This window comes from Fulvivirga ligni, from assembly GCF_021389935.1.
GTDB classification, from domain to species: domain Bacteria; phylum Bacteroidota; class Bacteroidia; order Cytophagales; family Cyclobacteriaceae; genus Fulvivirga; species Fulvivirga ligni.
Genome location: NZ_CP089979.1, coordinates 6,218,958 through 6,244,618 on the forward strand (window position 1 = coordinate 6,218,958; position 25,661 = coordinate 6,244,618).

At 38.9% G+C, this 25,661-nt stretch carries 26 protein-coding genes and 1 pseudogene; 18 read left to right on the forward strand and 9 right to left on the reverse strand.

The genetic code is table 11. The features are described from left to right. The first annotated feature begins 283 nt into the window (after positions 1–283). The 4 genes from LVD16_RS26410 to LVD16_RS26425 all read left to right on the forward strand — a co-directional run bounded on the left by LVD16_RS26410 (position 284) and on the right by LVD16_RS26425 (position 5,514). A complete protein-coding gene (locus LVD16_RS26410) occupies positions 284–1,018 on the forward strand; it encodes a copper homeostasis protein CutC (RefSeq protein ID WP_233771296.1) in 735 nt (244 codons plus the stop codon). Positions 1,019–1,033: 15 nt separating this feature from the next. After that, entirely contained in the window at positions 1,034–3,304 is a 2,271-nt protein-coding gene (locus tag LVD16_RS26415) for a GH92 family glycosyl hydrolase (RefSeq protein WP_233771297.1), read from the forward strand. A gap of 112 nt (positions 3,305–3,416) precedes the next feature. Continuing rightward, on the forward strand, positions 3,417–3,782 hold the full coding sequence (locus LVD16_RS26420; RefSeq protein WP_233771298.1) for a BlaI/MecI/CopY family transcriptional regulator: 366 nt from the start codon (positions 3,417–3,419) through the stop codon (positions 3,780–3,782). Further along, a complete protein-coding gene (locus tag LVD16_RS26425; RefSeq protein WP_233771299.1) occupies positions 3,772–5,514 on the forward strand; it encodes a M56 family metallopeptidase in 1,743 nt (580 codons plus the stop codon). The genes LVD16_RS26420 and LVD16_RS26425 overlap by 11 nt, the downstream gene beginning before the upstream one ends. On the opposite strand, the gene LVD16_RS26430 is transcribed toward LVD16_RS26425, so the two are convergent. After that, complete coding sequence (locus LVD16_RS26430; RefSeq protein WP_233771300.1) at positions 5,486–5,938, reverse strand: DUF1801 domain-containing protein; 453 nt, start codon at positions 5,936–5,938, stop codon at positions 5,486–5,488. The two genes, LVD16_RS26425 and LVD16_RS26430, sit on opposite strands and share 29 nt — an antisense overlap. A 157-nt stretch (positions 5,939–6,095) precedes the next feature. Between LVD16_RS26430 and LVD16_RS26435 the strand changes: the two are divergent. The 8 genes and pseudogenes from LVD16_RS26435 (at position 6,096) to LVD16_RS26470 (ending at position 10,724) form a co-directional block, all read left to right on the forward strand. Beyond that, positions 6,096–6,538, forward strand: a pseudogene (locus LVD16_RS26435) (IS200/IS605 family transposase). A gap of 304 nt (positions 6,539–6,842) precedes the next feature. Next, a complete protein-coding gene (locus LVD16_RS26440; protein WP_233771301.1) occupies positions 6,843–7,229 on the forward strand; it encodes a hypothetical protein in 387 nt (128 codons plus the stop codon). 203 nt (positions 7,230–7,432) lie between these two features. Further along, on the forward strand, positions 7,433–7,822 hold the full coding sequence (locus LVD16_RS26445; RefSeq protein WP_233771302.1) for a group III truncated hemoglobin: 390 nt from the start codon (positions 7,433–7,435) through the stop codon (positions 7,820–7,822). Positions 7,823–7,833: 11 nt separating this feature from the next. Continuing rightward, positions 7,834–8,166, forward strand: a complete 333-nt coding sequence (locus LVD16_RS26450; protein WP_233774633.1) for a hypothetical protein — start codon at positions 7,834–7,836, stop codon at positions 8,164–8,166. Then, the gene (locus LVD16_RS26455; RefSeq protein WP_233771303.1) at positions 8,075–8,341 is read left to right on the forward strand and encodes a GNAT family N-acetyltransferase; all 267 of its coding nucleotides are present in this window, start codon (positions 8,075–8,077) and stop codon (positions 8,339–8,341) included. The genes LVD16_RS26450 and LVD16_RS26455 overlap by 92 nt, the downstream gene beginning before the upstream one ends. Positions 8,342–8,391: 50 nt before the next feature. After that, entirely contained in the window at positions 8,392–9,438 is a 1,047-nt protein-coding gene (locus LVD16_RS26460) for a potassium channel family protein (protein WP_233771304.1), read from the forward strand. Positions 9,439–9,472: 34 nt separating this feature from the next. Further along, positions 9,473–10,039, forward strand: coding sequence for a pseudouridine synthase (locus tag LVD16_RS26465; RefSeq protein ID WP_233771305.1), 567 nt, complete (start codon positions 9,473–9,475; stop codon positions 10,037–10,039). Positions 10,040–10,106: 67 nt separating this feature from the next. After that, positions 10,107–10,724: a hypothetical protein gene (locus LVD16_RS26470; RefSeq protein ID WP_233771306.1), complete on the forward strand. Its 618-nt coding sequence runs from the start codon at positions 10,107–10,109 to the stop codon at positions 10,722–10,724. 50 nt (positions 10,725–10,774) lie between these two features. On the opposite strand, the gene LVD16_RS26475 is transcribed toward LVD16_RS26470, so the two are convergent. Genes LVD16_RS26475 through LVD16_RS26485 form a run of 3 tightly spaced genes read right to left on the reverse strand, consistent with a single transcriptional unit; the run spans position 10,775 to position 13,841 of the window. After that, the gene (locus tag LVD16_RS26475; RefSeq protein ID WP_233771307.1) at positions 10,775–11,941 is read right to left on the reverse strand and encodes a porin; all 1,167 of its coding nucleotides are present in this window, start codon (positions 11,939–11,941) and stop codon (positions 10,775–10,777) included. A 6-nt stretch (positions 11,942–11,947) separates the two neighbouring features. Next, the gene (locus tag LVD16_RS26480) at positions 11,948–12,676 is read right to left on the reverse strand and encodes an SdiA-regulated domain-containing protein (RefSeq protein WP_233771308.1); all 729 of its coding nucleotides are present in this window, start codon (positions 12,674–12,676) and stop codon (positions 11,948–11,950) included. A 4-nt stretch (positions 12,677–12,680) separates the two neighbouring features. Further along, a complete protein-coding gene (locus LVD16_RS26485; RefSeq protein ID WP_233771309.1) occupies positions 12,681–13,841 on the reverse strand; it encodes a hypothetical protein in 1,161 nt (386 codons plus the stop codon). A 166-nt stretch (positions 13,842–14,007) separates the two neighbouring features. Between LVD16_RS26485 and LVD16_RS27795 the strand changes: the two genes are divergently transcribed. Beyond that, positions 14,008–14,130 (forward strand): hypothetical protein, encoded by a 123-nt coding sequence (locus tag LVD16_RS27795; protein WP_255697750.1) that lies wholly within the window; start codon positions 14,008–14,010, stop codon positions 14,128–14,130. Positions 14,131–14,217: 87 nt separating this feature from the next. On the opposite strand, the gene LVD16_RS26490 is transcribed toward LVD16_RS27795, so the two are convergent. From LVD16_RS26490 to LVD16_RS26500, 3 genes are all read right to left on the reverse strand, one after another. After that, positions 14,218–15,585 (reverse strand): M28 family peptidase, encoded by a 1,368-nt coding sequence (locus LVD16_RS26490; RefSeq protein WP_233771310.1) that lies wholly within the window; start codon positions 15,583–15,585, stop codon positions 14,218–14,220. A 106-nt stretch (positions 15,586–15,691) separates the two neighbouring features. Continuing rightward, positions 15,692–16,324 carry a hypothetical protein gene (locus LVD16_RS26495; RefSeq protein ID WP_233771311.1) on the reverse strand — a complete coding sequence of 211 codons (633 nt, stop codon included), beginning with the start codon at positions 16,322–16,324 and terminating at the stop codon, positions 15,692–15,694. Positions 16,325–16,354: 30 nt separating this feature from the next. Further along, positions 16,355–18,508: a TonB-dependent receptor gene (locus LVD16_RS26500; protein WP_233771312.1), complete on the reverse strand. Its 2,154-nt coding sequence runs from the start codon at positions 18,506–18,508 to the stop codon at positions 16,355–16,357. A 261-nt stretch (positions 18,509–18,769) separates the two neighbouring features. Here LVD16_RS26500 and LVD16_RS26505 point away from each other — a divergent pair, with 261 nt between their 5' ends. The 4 genes from LVD16_RS26505 (at position 18,770) to LVD16_RS26520 (ending at position 23,533) form a co-directional block, all read left to right on the forward strand. Further along, entirely contained in the window at positions 18,770–19,360 is a 591-nt protein-coding gene (locus LVD16_RS26505) for an RNA polymerase sigma-70 factor (RefSeq protein ID WP_233771313.1), read from the forward strand. A 21-nt stretch (positions 19,361–19,381) separates the two neighbouring features. After that, complete coding sequence (locus LVD16_RS26510; protein WP_233771314.1) at positions 19,382–20,383, forward strand: FecR domain-containing protein; 1,002 nt, start codon at positions 19,382–19,384, stop codon at positions 20,381–20,383. Continuing rightward, positions 20,370–21,488, forward strand: coding sequence for a hypothetical protein (locus tag LVD16_RS26515; protein WP_233771315.1), 1,119 nt, complete (start codon positions 20,370–20,372; stop codon positions 21,486–21,488). Before LVD16_RS26510 ends, LVD16_RS26515 begins: the two co-directional genes overlap by 14 nt. A 65-nt stretch (positions 21,489–21,553) precedes the next feature. Further along, positions 21,554–23,533, forward strand: coding sequence for a PKD domain-containing protein (locus LVD16_RS26520; protein WP_233771316.1), 1,980 nt, complete (start codon positions 21,554–21,556; stop codon positions 23,531–23,533). Positions 23,534–23,606: 73 nt separating this feature from the next. Here the strand turns inward: LVD16_RS26520 and LVD16_RS26525 are convergent, their stop codons facing one another. Next, complete coding sequence (locus tag LVD16_RS26525) at positions 23,607–24,656, reverse strand: UDP-glucose--hexose-1-phosphate uridylyltransferase (RefSeq protein WP_233771317.1); 1,050 nt, start codon at positions 24,654–24,656, stop codon at positions 23,607–23,609. Between the two features lie 149 nt (positions 24,657–24,805). Between LVD16_RS26525 and LVD16_RS26530 the strand changes: the two genes are divergently transcribed. Next, on the forward strand, positions 24,806–25,036 hold the full coding sequence (locus tag LVD16_RS26530) for a DUF2188 domain-containing protein (RefSeq protein WP_233771318.1): 231 nt from the start codon (positions 24,806–24,808) through the stop codon (positions 25,034–25,036). Positions 25,037–25,219: 183 nt separating this feature from the next. Here LVD16_RS26530 and LVD16_RS26535 read toward each other — a convergent pair whose 3' ends face one another. Then, positions 25,220–25,648, reverse strand: coding sequence for a hypothetical protein (locus LVD16_RS26535; RefSeq protein WP_233771319.1), 429 nt, complete (start codon positions 25,646–25,648; stop codon positions 25,220–25,222). Positions 25,649–25,661 lie beyond the last annotated feature (13 nt).

Consider the following 25,661-nt stretch of genomic DNA (forward strand, 5'->3'; position numbering starts at 1 on the left):
GCCGTTCGCAGATTGAAATATCCGCTAGCTATAAGACAAAGAAGAATTGTGACTAATCTTTAAGGAAAGAAAGTGTTGAAAAAGAAGATGATCATGATTAGGTGGTTTAGGTTTAAAATTGATAAAAGGAGTTAATCCCACTTTAAAACAAAGCACATCATTTATTGAGAAAATCCTTTTGTAAATTCAGCTTATAAGTGGTAGAATTTTGAATTAAAATCAATTTACACCACAAATACTTTATTTATATTCCTTAAATTTCGGTTGCTAAATCAGTTTACTAATGTCAAAATTAATTATTGAAGTTGTTACAGATTCCGTAGCCTCATGTGTAAATGCAGAGGCAGGTGGAGCGGATAGAGTGGAGTTATGCGATAACCTATTTGAAGGTGGAACTACTCCCAGTGCAGGCATGATAAAACTTGTGCGCGAAAAGGTAAGCATTGGTCTTATGGTAATGATCAGGCCACGTGGTGGAGACTTCTTATATTCTGATGAGGAATTTGAGGTGATGAAAGAAGATATTCGAGTAGCCAAGTCATTAGGTGTTGACGGTGTAGTGTTTGGATTATTGACTCCCAAAGGGAAAATTGATAAGGTAAAAACAAAAGAATTAATTGATATAGCTCGCCCCCTTTCAGTGACCTTTCACAGGGCGTTTGATATGGTGGCAGATCCATTTCAAGCTTTAGAAGATTTAATAGATCTTGGGGTAGATAGAATCTTAACTGCTGGCCAGGAACGTACAGCTCCTGAAGGTATTGATCTTTTAAAAGATCTTATGGAAAAAGCAGGAGACAGGATTATCATTTTAGCAGGAGGAGGCATTAGGCCTTATAATATTGAGAAGATAGTGAGTAAGACTGGGGTCAAAGAATGTCACGTTTCGGGCAAGCAGCTCGTGGAGAGCAAGATGGAGTTCAGAAATGAAAGGGTGGCCCTTGGAGGTTCATTACAACAACCTGAATACGGCATTTCTATGGTGCAAAGTGATACCATAGCATCTTTCAGAAAATAGAAATCAAAATTACCTATGTATAAATTATCAGCTTTCGTTTTATTGATATTCCTTTTTGCTCAGTGCAGTGATGTGCAGCCAGAGCAAACAGCAGAAATCAAGACCGCCAATTTTACACAGTATGTGGACCCATACATTGGCACCGGTTATCATGGTCACGTATTCCTGGGTGCTAATGTGCCTTTTGGAGCCGTGCAGCTCGGGCCTACCAACATCACCCAAGGTTGGGACTGGTGTTCTGGCTATCATTATAGCGATTCTACACTCATCGGCTTTGCCCATACGCACCTTTCCGGAACAGGAATAGGCGATTTAGGAGACATTATAGTTCTTCCCACCACAGGAGAAGTTAACTGGACCCGCTATGATGAAAAAGCTCCTGAAAAGGGTTATATGGCTTACTATTCACATGATGATGAAAAAGTGCAACCTGGCTATTATAGCGTTTGGATAGATAAATATCAGGTGCAAGCCGAGCTTACTTCTACTAAAAGAGTAGGCTTTCATAAATATAATTTCAAGGATAAATCAACCCCTGCTCATGTCTTAATTGACCTTGATAGAGGTATTGGCTGGGATGGACCAGTAAAAACTCATATAGAGCAAGTAAATGATTCATTAGTAACAGGTTATCGTTATTCCGCGGGCTGGGCCAAAGACCAGAAAATCTATTTCGCGCTAGTGACATCAAGCCCAATCACAGGAATATCGTTCGCAGAAAATGGCAATCTTATTAATGCTAAAGATGCAAACGGAAAGCAACTGAAGGGTACATTAAACTTCGGAAAGTTAGAAGATAAGGAGCTATTAATGAAAGTGGCTATCTCACCTGTAAGCACTCAAAATGCATTAGAAAATATGCAAGCAGAGCTTTCTCACTGGAATTTCGATGCGGTAAAAGAAGCGGCTAATGATGCCTGGAATGAAGAATTGGCGAAGATAGACGTTAGCATTGCTGACGATGAGAAAATGAAAGTGTTCTACACGTCATTATATCACACTATGATAGCTCCATCTGTATTTCAGGATGTTAACGGAGATTACAGAGGTGCAGATGGAAATAACTACACAGATAAAAACTTCACTAACTACACTACCTACTCACTTTGGGATACTTACCGTGCAGCACACCCATTGCTCACGCTTACCCAGAGAGATAGAGTGAAGGATATGGTGAACAGCTTTCTGAAAATATATCAGCAGCAGGGCAAGCTTCCTATCTGGCACCTGATGGGCAACGAAACAGACTGTATGGTAGGCTATTCTGCGGTTCCGGTGATAGCGGATGCATATTTCAAAGGCATTGAGTTTGATACAGAGCTGGCCATGGAAGCTATGCAGGCATCAACCACCAGAGATGATTACGGTGTTAAATTCCTAAAAGCTGATGGTTATATTCCGGCAGATAAAGAAAATGAATCTGTAGCTAAGGCTTTAGAATACTGTGTGTCAGATGCTGCAATAGCCAGAATGGCCAAAGCACTGGGTAAGAATGATGTTTATGAAAAATATAAAGAAAGATCAGAGTCATATAAGAAGTATTTCGATAAGGAAACGCAGTTTATGCGTGGTGTAATGGCCGATGGAGGCTTCAGAACTCCATTCAGTCCGTTTAGATCTAACCACCGAAGTGATGACTACACCGAAGGAAATGCCTGGCAGTATACCTGGTTAGTACCAGCAGATGTAGAAGGGCTAATAGAACTTTTTGGTAGTGAAGCTGCTTTCGAAACAAAACTAGACAGCCTTTTCATGGTAGAGGGAGATATGGGCGAGCATGCCTCAGCAGATATCTCTGGACTTATTGGCCAGTATGCTCATGGCAATGAGCCTAGTCACCACATCGCCTATCTTTATCCATACATAGGTAAGCCATGGAAAACGGCAGAAAAGGTAAGATACATTATGGACAGCCTTTATTTAGCAAAACCTGAAGGATTATGCGGTAATGAAGATGTTGGTCAGATGTCTGCCTGGAATGTTCTTTCTTCGCTTGGCTTCTATGAAGTGAATCCGTTTAATGGCCAATATGTACTTGGAAGCCCCATCGTAAATGAAGCACATATAGCTTTGAATAATGGAAAAACTTTCAACATAAAAGCCACTAATAACAGCTCTGACAACATTTATATTCAAAAAGTAAGCTTAAATGGAAAAGAGCATCCACAATCTTTCATCACTTATGATGAGATTCAAAAAGGTGGTGATCTGGAAATAGAAATGGGTCCTAAACCTTCTGAAACCTGGGGCGTAAAAGCTGAGGATAGACCAAAGAGTGGAGAATAATTAAATTGATATATAGTGAAAAGAGCTCCTCTTTGAGGGGCTTTTTTTATGACCAATTTCAATAAACTAATAATTTAGTTGTATAACTGAAAAATCAGTTATATATTGAAATATGGAAAAATTAACCAGAACGGAAGAACCAGTGATGCAAATTATCTGGAAGCTGGAAAAGGTCTTTGTTAAAGACATCATTGATAAGCTGCTAGAACCAAAACCGCCTTACAATACTATATCTTCTATAGTGAGAGGATTAGAGTCAAAGGGTATGGTAGGTCATGAATCATTTGGAAGAACACATCGGTATTTTCCATTAGTTACCAAATCATCATACAAGAGGCTCATTTTTAAGTCATTACTGACAGACTATTTCGAAGGCTCGTACGCCAACCTCATGTCTTTCATGATTAAATCCAATGACTTAAAAGAAGACGAGGAAAAAGAATTAAGAAAACTAATAGATAAGCACTATGGAGAATAATTACGTCACCTATCTGCTAGAGGCTTCATTGACCAGCTCCATTCTATACCTGGGCTACCTGGCCATTAAAAGGCATTCAAGCCCAACCCTCCTCAGAAAGTATTTGCTAGCTGTAATCTGCTTAAGCGTACTCTTCCCTTTATTGTCTTTCCACTTAAATGGTCCTGATTTAGCCACTAATCTACAGCTCACCAATGCGTATGACTCTCCCATGGATCTAGAAATAACATCTAGGGAGCCTGTGGAGATGCATGAAACTCTTCCGGCAATTCATACTGATTCACCCCCTGTATCTGAGCCAAATAAAGAACACACACGATCTCTGACAGATTGGTTAGCAATAGGCTACTGTATAATTGCGTTCATTTTCGTTTTAAGGATAATCATAGCTTTCCTTTCTTTATGGAGACTTCGCTTAAGAGCAAAACCTGCACAATATCAAGGCTTTACTTATTTTATAGTAAATGTTGAAAGTTTCGCGGGAGCCAATTTTTTCAAAGCTATTTTCATAGGCAGTAATTATTTGCAAAATGATTGTCTTCAAGCCATTATAACTCATGAAAAAATTCATGCTGATAAATGGCATACCGTTGACATTCTTCTATCAGAGTTTTACAAAGCTATTTTCTGGTTCAACCCTATAAGTTGGATGCTCTCCCGCTCCATCAGGCTCAATACTGAATATGAGGTGGATCAGACAATGACCTCTCTTTTCGGCAGAAAATCATATGCCAATACTCTTATCCATCTTTCATCACAAAAGTCATCTCTTATGCTCTATAATTCATTCAGTGCTTTCTACATTAAAAGCAGAATTAAAAATATGTATTCTCAAAAGCCAACCAGGTGGTATGTATCCTTTCCCACCATGATACTGACTTTGGGGCTTTCATTTTGGCTGGTTTCATGTAATAATGAAATTGAAAATGATGCTCCCTACACAGATCAGGCATATGAAAATGTAAAAAAAATAACTACCACATTTACAAGCCACCAGGCAGATACACAGGATAAAAACAGTAAAGTAGTGGCCATAGCTGAGTATGCTCCAGATCATACCATCAACCGCTTTGAACAGTATACTTCTTACCCCTACACAAGAGAATATGCTACGCCCAGAACCTTTTGGATTAACCCTAAACGTATAGAAGTAATTATGGATGGCCTTGATTTAGGTGATGCGGAAAGAAACTTTCTTTATGGTAATGACTGGCCTGTAATTTACGCTCAACTAGCTGAATTGGGCAAGCATCCTAAATTTGGTAATTGGGAACATGTAGAATTAACTACCAAGACAGAATATGCACAGAGTAACTTTCCCGAAAAGATAATTACCGAAAGTAGATATGATTTTTTAAGGTCAGGCCGTAAAAGTCTGTATGTGGAAGAATTTGAATATGAGGATGATAAAGTGGTTAAATTTCTGGAAACAGCAGATATATTTCAGACATCAGAGGAGCAGGAAGTAGACTTTGCGTATGAGAACGATCTTCTAACAGAGGTTTCAAAGGGCAATAAAAAAATGAAATTCATTTACGATGATGGCCTTTTGGTTCGCTCTGAATATTATATAGGGGCTAATATGTACAACTACAGGAAGTACATCTACAACAATATAAATCTAAAAATAAGAACAGAGATTTATAACAGATATAATCAGCCAGAGTATACTATTAATTATGATTATGAATTTTACGAACCACTCATTTCAGAGAATTCTCATAATTATTAATCCACTGCTCCACAGTCATTTTCCTGGCCAACTCACCAATGAGTTCAAAAGGAATTTTATCTGGTTTTTTAAATCGAATACAGCTCTTGCCCATGTCTAATTTGGTAGAACAATGCTTAGGGTACTCCTCCTGAAACCAGCTCAGAAGCTTTTCATCAGCATATAATCCCATATGATATAAAGCAATGAAGTTTTTCTGAGAAGCTATATTAATAAACGGCAAAGGCAATTTGGTATCACAGTGATAACCAGCCGGATAAATACCATGAGGCACCACATAACCAATCATATTATAAGACATGGTCTCCTCAAATCCATCCGGTAGATTTTGACTCAAAACCTCTCGCAATTTCTGCATGGCTTGTTGGCGATCTTCAGGTAGTTTTGATATGTATTCGTCGGGACTTGCGGCTTCTATTTTCATTTTTAGCAGTGGTTTATACCCAATAATATAATTAACTTATATAAACTCCAAAGGAATCAGCCCAGACCAGCTATGTCTACACATCAATTAACCCCGAAGGGGTGACATTTATATAAGCAAAAAGCAACTTTAAAAAACCCCGAAGGGGTGACACAACATGCCAGGAACCTTCTCACAACTATACATACAATGTGTTTTCGCCGTAAAGGGTAGAGAAAATCTACTCAAAAAAGAGTGGAGATCTGAGCTGTTTAAATACATGGCAGGCATCATCACTAACAAAGGACACAAATGCATGCAGATCATGTCCATTTATTTATAGGACTACGCCCAGTTATGGCCTTAAGTGATTTAGTTAGAGATATTAAAAACAATTCGACCAACTTCATAAAATCAAATGGTTGGGTAAAAGGAAAGTTTTCCTGGCAAGAGGGCTATGGCGCTTTTTCATACTCTCATTCACAAATAGGAAGAGTTTATGAATATATATCGAACCAAGAAGAGCATCATATGCGCAAGACTTTCAAAGATGAGTATATTGAATTTCTTGAGAAATATCAGATATCTTATGAAGAGCGCTTCCTCTTTGATTGGTTGTAATTTGGACGGTGGTTATAATATCACCCCTTCGGGGTTCAAGTTTTAACGCAAATAAATGATCAGTTAAAAAAATTATAATCTTGATTTTAACGAGGATTAGTCGTGAACAGTATTTGTATGCGACTTAACTCGAACAGTCATATCGACGCCATGAGATATTTATTTAGATTGTAAATACAACCCCAAATCCTTGGCTCAAAATCATAGATTTCTCATCACTATCTAAAAAAACGATATTAATAAAGGAATTAACCACTACTATTAAAAGTAAAAATTAGTACATTACAAGATCAAAAATTAATACATGAGTGTAACTCCATATTTAAGATTTTGCGTAGTAGCTTATATTGTCTACGCCATAGGTGTAAGCATGTATGACACGAGCCTAAATTCTTCATTGGACTTGTTTACAGCAGGGTCTGCTCTTTTCTTCAACATTTGTTTTATTCTATACCTGATAGACCAGGCTACAAAAGAGTTGCGCGGTGAAAATTCTAATGCCTGGATGCTTAGAATCTACGCGGTAATATTTGAATCCTTCTGCCTAATTAAAGTCACCGTAGAGATGTACACTTATAACTATTTCACGATCAACAACATCCTTATTTGGAGTGTATCTAGCCTCATTTCCGGGTTCTTACTAGTCCAAGATGCAAGGGCTATTTTCACCATTAAAAGAGTGAAAAACTAATATAAAACCTTCTTTTCTGACAAATCCACCTTTTTAAAGAGGATTAGTCTTGAACCGTATTTGTAATACGACTTAACTCGAACGGTCATATCGACGCCAGGAGATATCTATTTAGAATTTCGCACTGCCTTTCGAAAAGAGAAGTTAAACAATCCATATTCCAACTGACATCCCTTAACTTTGGTGACCTAAAGCAAGTCAGTATGGAAAAAGCGACTGAAAAGCATGATATCCTTAACCTGGATGATGTAAAATTACTCGTCAATACTTTTTACGATAAGATAAAGGTAGACCCAATGCTGGGGGGTATTTTCAATGGTGTAATTCAGGACCGATGGCCAGAACATTTGGAGAAAATGTATCGTTTTTGGCAATCTATTTTACTGGAAGAAAACACCTACACTGGCCGACCTTTTCCTCCACACATGCATTTACCTGTAGGTAAGGAGCATTTCGATCAGTGGATTAAGTTGTTCTTCGATAATATTGACACTCAGTTTGAAGGTGAAAAGGCTCATGAAGCTAAATATCGAGCTTATAAAATAGCCCAAACCTTCCATGCTAAAATTGAGTACATCAAAAATAATAGCTAATCTCCCTATTCATGATTCAAATTTTAAATGTGGAGCAAGATGAACAGCTCCACGAAATAGAACGTCTGGCAAAAATCATCTGGACCGAACATTACACACCGATCATAGGAAGTGATCAGGTAACGTATATGTTGGATAAGTATCAGTCGGTAGCTACTATGCAAGAGCAGTTGAAGGATGGCTACCAATATTTCCTGGTTCTTGATGATCAGAATGAATCATGTGCATATTTATCTGTGCAGCCCCGAGAGGATGGGAAAGTACTTTTTTTTAAGCAAAATATACGTTCTCTCTACCTGCAGAGGCAAAGGAATCGGCAAAAAGATGATGGAGTATGTTGTTAACCAGGCAAAGACAATCAACGCAGGGAAAATCAGGCTTACAGTGAACAAATATAACTCTGGCAGCATAGCAGCTTACCATAAGATGGGTTTTGAAACCGTAGACTCTGTGAACACAGACATCGGAGAAGGCTATTTTATGGATGATTATGTCTTGGAACTACCCGTCAACCAATAGTGCTATTCTCTAACTTTTAACATTCGCCTACTAAATCTGGTTTGGTTAATATGAACTGGATTTTTATCGTCAGCGGAGCTACCCTTGTGCTTCTTGCTTCTTATGACATTGTTAGAACTACTATTAATAATAACGGAGCCGGCCTGCTCTCTAGCCGGATAGCTTCCAGTGTATGGAATCTTATCTTTTGGATATCTGGAAAAAAAGGCGACAGCAAAATTTTAGCTCAAGCTGGTCTTATCATCATTATTACGCTGGTTCACACCTGGATATTAGCCACATGGTTTGGCTATACGCTTATTTTTGCATCAGATCCGGATTCTATAGTAATATCTTCATCAAAAGAAGCCACTATTTTTCAAGAGAAATTTTATTACGTAGGCTACACGCTTAGCACTATGGGTAATGGAGATATGGTGGCGAACAGTTTAACCTGGAAGGTATTTTCGGTCATAGTATCCTTCTCTGGTCTTATATATCTCACGTTGGCCATCACTTACCTCATTCCTCTACTATCTGCCGTGGTAGCCAAACGAAAACTTTCTGCCTACATCTTCTTCCTGGGCAGCACGCCAGTAGAGATGCTCAATAATGGATGGGACGGCGATGGATTTAAAAACTTACAGCAACACTTCCGTGAATTGGCAGACCTTATTCTACATCACAAAGAGCGACATCTCCTCTACCCCATTCTCCACTATTTTCACAGTACTGATGATAAGTACGCAGCCCCAAAAACCTTAACCGTACTGGACGAAGCCATCACGATCTTACTTTACCACCCAGACCTGAAAGAAAAGTTTCATAAGCTAGATGTGAAAGTGCTACGAAATACATTGGATGAATATCTAATTACATTAAACTCCACTTACATAGGTAAATCAAAAGAAAATCCATCCACACCTGATCTCAATCTTTTAAAAATGACCTCCTCTGAGGGCAACGAAAAACTGAAGCCTGTTTTTGATAAACTGAGAGAACGACGTACCCTGCTTGCAGGATTAGTGAAAAAAGATGGCTGGATATGGAAAGACATTAATCAAACCAAGAAAATTACGCTGACTTTAGATTTGGAAGATGTACTATCCGAGTTGTAAATTTCCTTAGCTTTGAAAGCTTTAACTTTAAAGCATGTCTGATCACCGTCATTTTCTTCTTCACAAACCTTTTGGGTATCTCTCTCAATTTGTTTTTAACCAACCTAAGCGCCGAAACAAGAAAATGCTGGGCGAGTTGCATGATTTTCCTGATGGTACCATGTCTATTGGTAGGTTAGACAAAAACTCAGAAGGTCTCTTAATGCTTACCACCGATGGCAAAATGAGTTACCATGTACGAAGCCGAAAGGTTGAAAAAGAGTATCTGGCACAGGTGGAAGGAGAAATTACCAGTGAGGCCATAGAGCAATTGAGATCTGGTGTGGAAATTAGAATTGATGGAGCCCCCTATATCACCAGACCTTGTAAAGTAGAACTTCTGAATGAACCCCCTGACTACATAGAGCCTAAAGATTTTGGCAACCGTACCAGTCGCTGGATTTCTATGACTTTAACAGAAGGCAAGTTCAGACAAGTGCGCAAGATGACTGATATGGTAGGTTTTAGAACCCTTCGACTAATCCGAATACGTATAGGTGACACACATTTAGAAGGACTAGCTCCAGGGGAAGTAAAAGAGGTAAATGAACTGATTTCTTGATTTTGATATTCAAGAGCAATATAATGCCTTATTACAATAAAATTAACCGTTATAAACGTTTGATGCCATGGACCAAATAAAGACTATCTTAGACTTTATAGCCAATCTGTACAAAGAGTATGAGCTGGAATTAATTTGGGCGGCACTAATACTCACAGTTCTGAGGATGGCAAAGGATTTATCTCAAGGTAGTCTTTTTAGTAAACACTCAATTGCTAACAATAAAGAGACCTTTCTCATTGACGTTGGTTTTTACAGACATCGTTTAAAGGACAATTGGATACACATAATTACTGTGCTCATAACCTTATCTTCTACCATCACGAGCTTCTTCAGTCAAGATTATCACCAGCTTTTTCTTAGCTTGGGAACCTTCCTTCTAATAGGAGTAAGTGTCTTGAACTCATGCAAATTTTATATAGAAATTAAGAACGACAGTATCCTACTTGATTCTATCAAGTTTAAAGCGAAGAATATAGATAGGCTGGAGGTATGGGATAATATGATAACCGTTCATATTGAGAAAAAAGAACAGGATATTAAATTGACTTATAAAGCCAAGGATTTTGAACTGGTAAAGCAGATGATCTTAAAACTGAAAGCCTTTTCCTCACAACATAATATCACTTTTGAGGATCATAATTTTCAATATGATCTGGCCCAAAATGAAGTGGCCAGAAAATAAAAAATCCGCTTCCCTCACCAGAAAGCGGATTTCAATAAAGTTACGGAAGACTATAAATTGAGTACTAAGCCTACTCTTATTTGCTCCTTCCACTTCAAAGCATCAATAGCCTCTTCCTCTGAGAGTACATTGAAATATTGCGCTTTAAACATAGCATCAAACCCTTTTAGCTGATAAGCCAAAGCCGCTGAAAGTCTTTTGGAATCGCCTTCTGCCAGGTCATTTAAATTCAATTGTTCGTAGCGAACACTAAGAATAGTTTTTAAGCATTTAGCGAAGTAACTTAACTGACCATAATACCCCCCGGCCAGAAAATATCCATCCGTTTTATCTGATGACAAACCTAACAATAATGGATTAGCAGGATCCTGAGGTTCACCTTTTACCTGATGCATCTCAAACTGACCAGAAAAACCCTGATACATCAATGAAACATCGAAGCCATACACATACTTCTTCCCATCTATCACGCTCATGCCATACTCTCCCTGACTGTTTTCAGGAAAATCTTCTCCTTCTGGTAAGCTCTTATTAGCATATCGGCCATTGATACCTACCGAAAACAAAGGAACCGGCGTGTGCACATAATCCACCTCCCTTTTCTTGCTGCCAGCAGGATATGAAAAATCCACTCTACCAACATATTCCAGGTTTCCGCTGGCATCATTATCACCTTTTAATGAATATTCACCTAAACCAGTATAGGCTCCAGCGTATACATTAATTCGGCTTTGCCAGATATCTTTATAAAGCGTAACACCCACATCTCTTCTACTGAAAAGATCTCCTCTGGCAATTTGTGATCTCTGCCAGTAAGGCGAATATGGGAAGGGAGTCATAGAACTTCTCGAATAAGGAAGTTTGCCATATCCAACTTTCACATTTACAAATGATAACCCTTTATAAGTAACATAGGTATCCATTAATCCAGGGTTAGCAGGATCTATTTCACCACCAGCCGCAAGGTCTGCAAAATCTACCTGAATCTCATATTCCCAGATATCTTTGATGCGCCCTTCCAGATCTATCTGTGCATCACGCAGTTTGAAGCGATCTTTCTTCTGATCTTCCTCTCCATCTTTCAAAAACCTCTGGTTATAATAGGTAGAAAGTCGGCCTTTTATTTCAATAACATGATCTCCCGTACCGAAGGTCACCTGAGCCTGCACTAAACCGCTTGCACAACCCAATATCAATATTAATAATACTCTTTTCAAGACTTCTTAATTTTCAGGGTTATTGAAATAATAGATTTTACGCATGGCATCAGATATCACTATGATATTGCCATTCGTATCAAAAGTGAGGCCTTCAGGGTTAAGAACAGGAATTTCCCACTGGGAAAGTACTTCATAAGTTTCTGCATTTAACTTATAGATGCTTCGGTCCTCATCGCTTAGCAACCACACATAGCCATTATAAACGGTTGCAGCTGAAATATCTCGTGCTATGTGACTGATGTCGATTGTATTGATTTTCTCAAAACTTTTATCCAACTCAAAAAGATAGGTAGGATCCTTTTCTGTTATCAACAAGAAGCGATTTCTGGCTTTGTTAAAAGTGAAAGCTTCATAACTCTTGTTTCTACCGCCATGGTAAGGCATCTCATAAGTTCTTTGCAGTGTAAGTGTCTCTAGATCAAACAGCTTAATAGTTCTTGAGAATTCCTCCACAGCATAAACATAATTTTCATCTGCATAAACTGCCTCATCATCTACACCTTTATAGGTCTCTGCCTTTCTCAGTACTTTCCCTTTAAGATCTGTTTCAAACAAATAACCATCATCACTAACTATAAAGAGGGATTGTCCACTATGAGCCAAAGCCACATCAGAAGGCTCAGGAATATCTATTGAGAGCTTTTCCGTAGGTTTTAATTTTAAATCTTGTGCAAAAAGACAAGTGCAGCTAAAAACCAAAGCCACACTAAGCACCTTTTGAAGTAATGTCATCGTTTTATATTGAAGTTCCTTCTAATGTAATATTGTCATATCGGGTGTTACCCTTTTCTGTGGCCTCTGAGGAGAACTTCACTTTGAAGTCCGCATTATCATTCACATCAGAAATTGCGCTGAAATCTATCGTGATCAGCACATAGCCAAGCTCGGCATCTTCTGGATTTTCTTCCGGCACCTCAAAACTGATGGCATCAAGATTATCCTGAATAAAGTCAGTACCATTCACAGAATAGTAAATATCTTGGGTAGTAGCACCTTTACCAGATCTCTGAACGGCAAATTTCATCACCAAATTCTCATAACCAGCAGAAGGCAACGACAAGACAAAATCACCTGATGGGTTTCTAAGTCTTAAACCTGTTAAAGCTTCATCTGCATTTAATGCATTGATGTTAGTCCCCTCCACATCGTCATACTCTTCTCCGCTGTAAGTCCAGCTTCCTGCGCCAGTATTTGGAGTTTCTAAATCTTCAACATTATTGAAATTCCAGTAATGAAGTACCTCAGGCTGTTTTTCACCGCTAGGGAAGTCAGGAATAACTTCACCATTTCTAATACCATCTACGGTAAGGTTATCGAAACGTGAGTTTCCAGAATCACCGTCAGCATTCACATCGAAAGCGATTTTTATTTTAAAGTTGGGATTATTATCAGCGTCTGCTATGTCCTGAAAATTGTATTGATGCAATACAAAGTTCTCAGTAACAGCATAATCAGTATTCTCAAGGTCAGTCTGGATAAAGTTAACGCCATCTACAGAGTAGAAGAACTGCTGCTCCTGCGGACCACTGCTGGTTCTCTTCACAGCATAGGTAATGATCACATCATCATACCCAGAAGTAGGCATGCTAACCGTAAAATCACCAGATGGATTTCTCAGCCTCAGTGCATTTGCTGCTTCATCATTATTTCTGGCGTTTAATGTTGATCCTTCATCGGTATCATCATAATAACTGCCTTCATAAACCATTGAAGTACCACCAATACTATAGGTGGGGGTTACTAAAGTTTCTTCTGATGTGTTATCATTAAAATTCCAATAATGTACTACATCATAGCTTGTGGTATCAACGCTTGTTTCAGGGATCACTCTGTCCTCAGTGCATGAGAACAAACCCAATAAGCCCAATACCATTGTAATAGATATCCTACTGTTCATTTTTCAAAAAATTTCCGCAAAGAAAGATATCTCGTATTAACTCATTGTTTCAGGTGTGTTACGTATATGTTGTAATTGTTAAGTCCTTCAGGAACATCTCATGTAATTATGGGTGTATTTCGAATTATTTATACGAATTATCACATTACCAAAAACCAACAAAAAGATGAAATTAGAGAGATTTCAAAATAGAATTCTACATCAGATGAACATTACAGAAGTATCTTTTAAGATGTACCTTTTTAGAAACTTTGAGGTGATTTGGTGGGATCTGGGATTGGCAACTTAACATTAAGGTAATATTGATCTGACAGTCCTTATTGCAAAACAAAAAAGGCCGATTTCCATCGGCCTTTCATAAGAATTTATCTTTTCATCAATGCTTGTGTTCTTCACGACTATAAACCCCGCCAGGGAAAACCACCACACTTTCATCTCCATTCTTACCGACGGCAGCTACACCAAAGAAGTAGTTATCAATTACTACGTGCTCCAATAGGTATTCTGAAACATTACCCACGAATTTGGAGTATTGCCATTGTGCTTCTGTAGTTTCTCTCCAATAGATCTTATAACCTGCAAGGTTATCATCTTCTACCTTTTCCCATCTTAGAGAAGTGCTTGGCTGCACGGCACCTGCTATCTCCACCTTGGTAGGTGAAGGTGGCGCCCAGGCTAGTCCCGCTAATGTGATGGCATTTACAGCGGTGAGCTTAGCTGCGTAAGGGAAGTTCACATGCTCCAGTACATCCCCATAAGCCACGCCATCTTCAGTTCTGATGTCCTGATGCTGCCATGTATAGTTTTCATTGGTTTCCATGATTCTTACTCCAGGGAAACCTGCATCGTTAAATGGTTTGTGATGTCCTCCACGTCCAAATCTATCTAACCTATAAATCATCATAGGCTTCATTTCTGGCATGTATGTATTGGTCATTTTAGCTATGTATCTGGCCAATTGTCTGGAAACACCGTCTACCTCACCGCCATAATATCGTCTCATCATGCGAGTACGATCGTCTTCTGTTACGGGAGTTGGCTCCGAAAATATGCGAAAGCTTCTATTGTCAATCACCTGATTCACTCCTTCTATGTTCCCGATCATATCATTATTCAAGATGCCTATTACCTCCCAATTGTTGTTCTTAGCATATTCGGCCATGGCTTTACCTCCAAACAGACCTTGCTCCTCACCAGAAAGACCCACATAGATGATGCTTGACTCAAATTTATACTTGCTTAGCACTCTGGCCGCTTCCATAACCCCAGCCATTCCTGATGCATTATCATTGGCTCCTGGCGCATCTGACTTAGCATCCATCACATCCGTAACACGACTATCAATGTCACCACTCATAATCACATATCTGTTAGGGTATTTGGTACCACGCTGAATAGCTACTACATTCACTATTTCTACATCATTTTTAATTCTGGTCTTAGGATCGCCCTTTACCAGATCACGCATAAAGCTCACCTCAAGGCAGCTTTTACAATCTTTAGAGATATTATCAAACTCAGACTTTATCCACCTTCTGGCAGCGCCGATACCTCGTTTCTTAGAAACAGTATCTGACAAAGTGTGTCTGGTACCGAATGAAACCAGTTTTTCAATATCTTTTTGAATCCTGTCTGCAGAAATGGCCGATACAATATCATAATGTCTCGGATCTGTAGCAGGTGGCACCTGGGCAAAAGATTTGCCTATGATAAACAAGGCAATTAGGCTGTATATATACTTCATATGTTTAGAAGATAGTATTGAGTAATTTGAATTTATTACTCAATTATAGAGTATCCCACTAAATGATGCCACCGTTATTCTTTGAGTGGTAAAAATAATTAGGAGTTTACTGGCACTGCTCTAGCATTTTCACCGCCCGGTCCTTTCCCCATATGGGCAGCAGGCCCTCTGTCTTTCCCTTTTCATATTGAGCAACAGCCTTTTTGAGCGTAGCGCAGGCATTTTCCGTGCTTTTACTAAAAAACTGAGCGGCACCATATTCCATTTGAGCCATCAAGAAAAGTGCCCGTGGATTATCAGGATTCTGCTGTATGGCCTCCTGAAAAAACTTCACTGCCACTGGTGATAATGACTGCCCTCTTCCTGCCGGATCTACGGAGAGCTTACCCATAACCACATAGCCTTTTAGCGCTGTAATCTCAGAATTGGTCTCCAGCTGTGCAGCTTCGTTGGCAAGTTCCTCCGCCTTTTTATAATACTGATCTTTTTCAGACATACTCAGAGACTTATCAAAACCCATGATAATATAGGTCAATGACTCATAATATAGAGGAAGCCACTCTTTTGTTTCTTTCTGGCCGATGCGCTCAAAGGTATTAGCCACATTTTGCAGATCATCAATAGATTTTACATCGTTGAACTGTTTCAATGCTTTCGTCATGGCTTTTTCATAAGGCGACTGAGCCCAAGCTGAATTCGCTGCAATTAATATCAGGGCATAAATCAGGAGATTTTTCATTGTATCAATATTTTTAAAGTTGAAAATCAATTATAGGTTGTTCATCATATTGGCTGTTTTGTCCTTGGACAGCGTAATGAACACGCCCAAAAACAAAAACCTGTCGGCCGATTGGATGATTGGTTGGCTGGCATATTGACCATTCTCACCTCTTGCGGCACTAAACTCATAGCCAAACACATTTTCACTTCCTAATACATTACTACACTCCGCATGGATGATAATGTTGGGTCTTGGCAAATAGCTCCAGCTTAAACTCAGATTATTATAGGCTTTGGTCTTGGCTGACATTTCTACATCGGCATTGAGGTCATTATAGGTGTAGCCATCATTCCAGGAATATGAGAAGCCCACCTGCGACTTGAGAGACCGAACGAAGTGCTTCATTACCAGAGAAACATTGTGTTTTGGAGCATATCCTGGAGTAACTTCAGCATGAAACTGATCGTAGTTTCTTTTACTATCTATAAATGAATAAGTTATCCAAAAATCAGTACCTGATATGCTTTTATTATCTCTGTAAAAAACATCAAACCCACGGCTATATCCATCTCCTGAATTATCAAGACCGTAATAGGCTTGGTTGATCAAAGAGTCGAATTTCACCAATTGACTATATTTTTTATAGAAACTCTCGATTCGAAAAGTTCTTCCTCCACCTTCTAACAGGTAGTTAAGAATAAGGTGCTCAGCCTTTGAATTATCAAGGCCATTTGATTGAACTATCCTTTCATGCTTAGGCATCTGTCTAAAGGCGCCATAGGCCAATGAAAACTGACTATGTTCACCTGATTTATAAGCCAAAGAGGCTCTCGGCGTTGACCAAACTTCATTCAGGTAGCTGCTATAGGAAGTTCTCAAACCACCTCGCAATACAAATTTTGAGCTGAGATAGTAATCACCTTCAATAAAATGATCTACGAAATCATTATCATAAGTACGCTTTGCACCTAGATTTAGATTTTCCTCCTCATAGTGATCGGCGTAGAATTCAAGTCCATTCTTCAATGAAAATCGGTCGCTAAAGTCTTTCACAGCGGCTAGTTTACCATGGGCGAGCGTAGCTTTTCTTTTGAAAGAAGAAGCCGCTATACTCACATCATCTGTGTTTGAAGAGAAAGAAGCCCCACCGTATATAAACCAATCTTTGTTTAAGGATTGCTTAAAGCTGGCGCTACCGAAATGATATTGGTTATCCATATCAATAGACTGTTTATAGTTTTCCCCTACCACTGGTTGATTAAGAGAATATTGAGCCCTTTCGGTATGTGCAAACACTTTCAGCATCCCGCTTTTACCATATTTCTGTCTGCCCAGCACCTCTGCATTCCAGCTGTGGGGTGCTCGGTTCCAGTCATAATTCTGTGATATAATGGATTGATAAGGCTTTAGATCGGTGAAGCTACCATTGAAACTGATGGCATTTTGTTTTCCAACCAAAGTCTGAGAGTAAGCCGCACCTACGGTCATCAGACTTATATCAGCCTGATTTCTTAAAGGCATATCCACTGAATTAAGCACCAAAGCCGAAGATAGAGCCTGGCCGTACTCAGCAGAATAGCCGCCGGTACTAAAAAAGCTACCTTTGAAAAGATTGGCATCAAAGCGAGACCGTGTAGGAACGTTAGGAGCAGCACTACCATAGGCATTGGACACTTCCAATCCATCAATATAAATATTTGTTTCAGAAGCATCTCCCCCACGCACAAACAAACGACCGTCATTCCCTACGGTAGCTGTACCGGGCAATTTAGTAAGGGCTCCAATGAGGTTGCCAGCCGCACCGGAAGTAGTAACTATATCCAGCGGTTTCATAATTACTGATTTAGCCTCATCGCTAGCCTCCATGGCTCCGGCAGTTATGGTCACAGCTGTTAACTCATTAATACTTTCTTTTAAAACTATGCTTAAAACTACCTTATCACCAGTACAGGAAATCTCCTGTTGCCATTGATGATAACCCACCATTGAAACGATCAGAATCTGCGTACCAGATTCATCTGTTTGAAACTGAAAAGCACCTGCAGCATCAGAACTAGTACCATCATAAGTATCTTTCAGATAGATATTTACACCAGGAAGGGATGTGTCAGTGGCATCTTTTACAGTACCGGAGATAGTAGTTTGCCCAAAGGCCAATGAACTAACAAAAAACAGTGCGAAGAATATTATATTGAGTTTCATGTGAATGTGATTTTAGGCTCGTTATGAGTACTAAACTGAGTAGTTCAGAGATCACATTAAAAATTTAATAACCCAGTCGTAGAATTAGGATACTGAACCGTAAAATAGTCCTAATAAAGTCAGAACATTTATCAAATCATTCACATACTAATACGTTTAAATAATAGTTATAAGAAAAATATTATTCACTGGTTTTGAACAAAACCATATTACAAAAAGTATTATATCTATAATATTTATTCTAATTTAACGCCTGTTTTATTGAACAAATCTGATCAGCACCAGTTGGTACCGAAAAATATTATAGAAAGGATTAAGAAGGGGGAAAAGCAGGCTTTTGAATTAATATTTCGGGAGTATTACAAACCGCTATGGAACCTGGCATTAGGTTTACTCAAGAGTGAAGAACTGGCTGAAGAATACACTCAGGAAGTTTTCATTAAACTATGGGAAATGAGAGCGTCTTTGAAAGATGATCTTAAACCACTCCCCTACCTACTCACCACCGTTAGAAACAAGTGCTTTAACCATTTAAAAAGAATTCAGGTAGAGCAAAAGTACCTTACTCATACCCAAAAAAGTTATCAGGATCAGATACTCAATTACACCTATGATGATGTGGAAGATGAGCTCATTGACAAGATGCACGACGTAATCAATGCAATGCCTGATAAATGCAAAGAAGTTTTTCAGCTCAGCAGGTTTCAGAATATGAGCCACAAGCAAATAGCTGATCATTTAGATATTAGCACCAAAACAGTGGAGAATCACATCACCAAGGCGATGAAGTTATTGAGAGAGTCTTTACTGGAGATTTTGATATTTTTTATTTTGCTAATAGGGGATTTTTAATCTATGATTGTTTGATAATAAATGGACCACACTGAAAACCATATTGATGAAAGCTTAGTTTTGGCATATCTTAAAGGAGAGCAACTTCCTGAAGATGAGGCACAACGTGTGGAAAGATGGCTGGAAAGCGCCAGCAATCAGGATGAAGCTCAAAAGATCTATCAAGCCTGGGAGCTATCGCTATTAGCGGGCACCAGAAATGTAGACGTAAACGACGCATTTCAAAAAGTACAGCAACAAATTGAAGATTCATCACCCAAAGGAAAAACAGCCAAGATTACTCCTGTATGGTGGTACGCAGCAGCTAGCGTTATTATAATTGCCGTGTCTGTTTTCCTCTTCACCAAAAATCAGACAGTAGATACTCAGGCAAGCATAAAGCAACTTACCGCTGAAGCTGCCAAGCAAGAATTTGATCTTGAGGATCACACTACCATAAGTCTTAAAAAAGATGCTGTAATCACCTATGATTCAGTACTATTCAGTAGCTCACCAGAGAGAATAGTTAACCTTAAAGGAGAGGCTTTTTTCGAGGTAGCTCATAATAAAGAAAGACCATTCTCAGTACTCACCAGCGATGCTAAAATCACTGTACTCGGTACCAAATTTCTTGTAAAAACCTTCCCTAATGAGTTAACAGAGGTGTTAGTCTTAGAAGGAACAGTAGCTGTTAAATATAATGACAATGAAAAAGCCATTATATTGCAAGCTCAAGAAGAAGTGGTGAGCAAAAACGATAATCAACCTATCATTAAATCCTCTGCTGATGTCAACCAGCTTTATTGGCAAACTGGCATTATGCAATTTAAAAACGACTCCTTATCAAACGTGTTTGAGACTTTATCCCATGAATTTAATCACAAGATAGTTGTTGAAAATGAGGCAGTTAATCATTGCAAAATCACTGCTACGTTCAAAAAACAATCATTAGAAACAATTATTAAGGTTATTGAATCTACGCATGACTTAACCAGTTATGTGAGCGGCGACTCAATCATGATCAAGGGTAATGGGTGTAAATAAAAATTTTATTACGTTATTTCTTTTAGTGGCCTTTACTACAGCAGCTTCTGCTCAGACAAAAAGATCCACGTTTCATTTCAAGGATGAAAGCCTATCTCAGGCGCTTCAAGATATAGCCGATAAGTTTGACTTATATCTTTCCTACAACCCTAAACTCTTTTTAGAAGAACCCAACTTAACAGCCGATGTGAAAAGCAAAACCCTCACGGAAGCCTTAAGTCAGCTACTGCATCCAAAGTTCGAATTTGAGATCATAGAATCTTATATAGTCATAAAAAAAGCTCCTGAAATAAAGAAAGCACCACCTGTAGCAGAGCATATTGTATATGACACTATTAGAATTGAGGAAAAAATCATTCAATATGACACTCAAAGAGTAGAGATCACCGTGTATGACACCATGGTAATAGAAAAACCAAAATATATTTATGACACAGTTAAGGTAGAAAAAAAGGTTGATCTCAGTAATCAAAAATGGAGATATAGCATCTATGCCAGCCCAAATATCTGGTTTACAAGCGAGAAGAATGATAAAGCTTTTAAAGGTATTGCCACTGGTTTTCAGGCCTCCTACTCCCTGAAAAATCTATCCATTAATGCCACCTTAGAATATAACTACCTCCTCAGGAATATTCAATATTCCACCTCAGAAATGATGTCCAACACCAGGATAGATACCCTTTCCACGTACTTTATAATAGAAAATGGAGAAAGAATACCTGTATATGTAACCGACACGGTAAGAACTGAATATGAGAGCATACAAAATATTGACAGATCTGATAATGCACAGAGAATCAGCCTTTCACTAAGCTTAGGTTATATAATTAAAAAAGGCAAAATTTCGGTAGAACTGTGCCCCGGCATTCTATATTCGAGAACGTTCAGAGATGAGCAAAACTTCGACAACAACACTGCATCAGACAATGTCATTATTACCCGCCCTCAATCTTATCAGGTAGATGCGTCTCTCAGCCTGCCCATTTATTTTAATTCATTTAGGGAAAGTAAACTTTACGTCTCTCCATATGCCCAATATGGTTTAAGCCATGCATCCAGCTTCAAAAGATACAATACCGGTCTTAGGTTAGGAATTATATTTTAAAAAATTAGAGAATCAACTAGGGGATTTCACTAATGAGATGGTCTATAGATAAAGTCCTCTTTAAAATGAAAAAATTACTAGAAAAATTTCGATTAAAACTGATCGTAGCAATGATTCTGATTTTAGCCACAGAATCCTCATATGCTACGTCTATGGGAGCGTTCACCGTTTCAGCTGCATTCAATAGTGCTGATATTTCAACCAGATCCAATTCAATCATCATGTCCGACAGCACCTGCTACGGCTTTACTTACGTGGTTGATAGCCTGGATATTAACCATCTTACCTTCACCGCTAGCGGCACGGCAGATGAATATCTTTGGACATTTGACAAAAATGACACTGATAGTGGCGCCGTGGCAGACAGAACCTTTTTACCGGGGTCGCATACAGTATCTTTAACGTATATAAATGCTTCCGATAGCTGCACTACTACAGCAGTAATAAGCGTACAAGACGTTGATAATCAATGCGCTCTGGAATATTATTTCGAATCACCTGATTCCATTAGAGTCATCCCTATTTTAACAGGTAGAGCAGCGTATTATACAATAAGACTGAACTTCGGTGATGGAACTGTTATTTATGATAGCATTCCAGGCACTATGCATGAAGCCATCTATCGACATAAATATGAAGCTCCTGGTAATTATGAAATATGCCTAACATCAAATCTATCATGCAATTCCTGCCGACCTATCACCATCGGAGATAGCACCAATTGTGATGCATCATTTGATTATCAAAACCTGGGAGGTTTAGAGTATCAGTTCAGAGCAAACGATCAAGACTCTAGCAAGAATTATAGTTGGCTTGTTGATGGTGAGCCTAGCGGTTCATCATCAACCTTTATCTACAACTTCCCCTCGGCGGGTCAGTACACAGTAGGACTAAGCTTGGGTGATAGTACATCTTCATGCGCCACTACACAGCTTATCAACGTCCAGGACTCGAGCCTTCAATGTTCATTTGATTATGAATATATCACTAACAATTTGGTGAAGTTCACTGCCTCTGACTCCAGCCTAACGTATATCTGGGACTTTGGCGACAGCTCTCGAGCTACCACACCAATAGTATACCATGAATTTCCTTCCGATGGAACCTATAATGTGTGCTTAACCCAAACCGACAGCCTGGAAAGCTGTATTTATTGCACGAATGTTATTATTTCACCTCAAGACAATGACTCCCTTTACATAGAAGGTAGCCTCTATGCAGACCTGCTCCCGGTAACCAGTGGAACCGTGGAGCTCTATCAAAATGATAGTATCACCTCACGATGGACCAAGATTGATGAGCGCGAAGTGTATCAGGGAGCCTTCAGATTTAATAACCTCATGCCTGGCAGATACTTAATATATGGCAGAGGCGCGGAAGAAATATATGGTCCGTATGTGCCTACTTACTTTGTAAACGGTATTAGCTGGAGAGATGCCGATGCCATTAACCTCACAGGAGCAGCCGAAGACATCAAAATCACCTTGATTAGGTCATATCAATTATCCTCACCTGGTGCGGGTTCTGCCACAGGACGACTTGTAGATGCTGAACAAGAAAGCGGTGATTATGTAGTTATCCTTAAAGACGCCAATGCCAATAAAATCTTAGGTTGGGATTTAACCAATAGCGGCCGAGACTTTCACTTTGGGCAGTTGCCTTTCGGCAAATATAGGGTGGTGTTAGAAAGACCTTCATCATCTATGTCTCAAACTTTTGAACTAACGGCCGAAAACCCTAATGTAACCGATATAGAGCTGGGCCCTAACCTGGTTTCTGGAGTTGAGTCTCAATTGAATGGCGTCAATGTATATCCTACAGAAATAAAGACACATATAACTCTCGAGAACAGAAGCTATGAGAATAAAGAGCTCTCTGTAAAATTAAGAGCAATAACAGGAACTGACTTTGTCAATGAATCTGTACAAATTGCTCCAGGAGAAACTTTAGAAATGAAAGTTTCGGAGCTGCCAACGGGCATGTACATTCTATTTATGAGTGATCAAAATGGAGAATCAAAAAGCTACAAACTAATAAAGCCTTAATATAAGCTGAAGTTTTTGCTATCTGCTTTACTTTAAGTAGAGAGGGGCTGTTTTAAGACAGCCCCTTTATTTTTTAAGCCAATTGAGCTTTGTAATGAACATTACTAAGTGCTTGCAAGGTTTTAGCGGCCTGTTCTGGAGTAATATCTCTCTGCGGATTTCCAAACATTTCATACCCTACCATAAACTTCTTCACTGTAGCCGACCTCAACAGTGGCGGATAAAAACTCATATGCCAATGCCATTCAGCATGCTCTCCGCCATCAAAAGGAGCCTGGTGAATGCCCGATGAATATGGAAATGAGGTTTCAAATAAATTATCATATTTGATTGTCAGCTGCTGAATGGCCTCGGCAAAGGCCGCTTTTTCGCCTTCTGACATTTCAGTAATCTGAGCCATTTTTCGTTTAGGAACAATCATCGTTTCGTATGGCCAAACCGCCCAAAATGGCACCAAAACTATGAAATGTTCATTCTCGAATATAATCCGCTCATCCGCTTCAGATTCTTCTTTTAAGTAATCCGATAAAAGTGAGCTTCCTGTTTTATCATAATGATTTTTAAAATGTAAGGCCTTTTTTACTGGCTCCACAGGTACAGATTCCTGAGCCCAAATTTGCCCGTGAGGGTGAGGATTAGAGCAGCCCATAATGCTGCCTTTATTTTCAAATATCTGAATATGATTGATATAGTCTAACTGCGAAAGCTCATTACATTCTTTCACCCAAAGATCAACCACCTCCTTTATCTCATTAATTTCCAGCTCTGGAATGGTTAAGTCATGCCTGGGAGAAAAACATATTACTTTGCATAGACCCTTTTCACTTTTAGCTTTCATTAGCCCCTTCTCAAAACCTTCTCCTTCAAAGTCAGAGGTTAGTGAAGCAAAGTCATTCACAAACGAATAAGTACCGGTATAATCAGGATTCACCTCTCCATTAGAGCGTGTATTACCAGCGCACAAGTAGCATGTAGGATCATGCTGGGGTCTTAGTTCGGCATTACCTTCCTCCTGCTGCCCTTGCCAGGGTCTCTTAGCACGGTGAGGTGATACTTGCACCCACTCTCCCGTTAAAATATTATATCTGCGATGCGAATGATTCGAAAGATCAAAAGTTTCCATGTAGCGTAATTCAAAATTTTTATAAACGTAAATAATACGCTTATAAAACACAAAGCTTCCACATTATTTCTGTATCAATTCTACAGCCTTGGCACAGACCTTGAATTTAAAATGGTAAATAAATTAGATCATTATAAAATATTAATATTATGGACTTTTATCATTTAACTAAAGAAAACGATAGCTGGAACTTGACAAAAGAAGGAAACGATAGAGCTTCAAAGGCGTTTCATACCACTAAAGATGAGGCTATTAAAGAGAGTGCAACCTATTTAGAAAGCCATGGTGGCGGTTCTTTGAAGATTCATAAGGAGGATGGAACCATTCAAGAAGAAAGAACTTATCCTAGAAGTGCTGACCCTGTGAGCAGTGAGGGGTAAGAGCTCAAAAAGCATAAATTAAAACAAAAAGGTCTCAAGTTGATATTTGAGACCTTTTTGTTTTAATACGGCTCATTTCTACAAATTGCAGTTATTTGTGGAGCAGTGTTCCCATTATAACTGTCATAAAAAAGCCACTTCTTTTCAGAAGCGGCTCTCCTACCTAATTGAATGTGAAAATCTTTAAGCGTTTACAGCGGTCTTTTCTTTAAACCATTTTTTAGCCTGATCTATGGTAGAGAACATTCCTATATGCATGGTTTCCTTACCATATTTCGCCGTTTGATTCATATAGTTTTTAACGGCCATTTCGCCGAAAACATTTTCCGGTACTATAAAAGCTACATAAGCGACACCGGCCTCTAATGCTTTAGGGTTCCAATCTGTAGCTACCCAATCTGTATCTTCCTTTTGTTGTACAGAATGAGCGCGCGTATCTGCCAACCACATAATTGGCTTCCCCTTTGGTTTGTATTGCTTACAGTAATCCAATCCTTTTAATAGAAAAGACCGGAATTCTTCACTTTTCATAAAACCGTTAAATCTGCCTATCACACACGGAACACTTTCATCGTATTCCAAAACGCCCTTACTTTTTTCTAAAAGAATCATATCTACTTATATT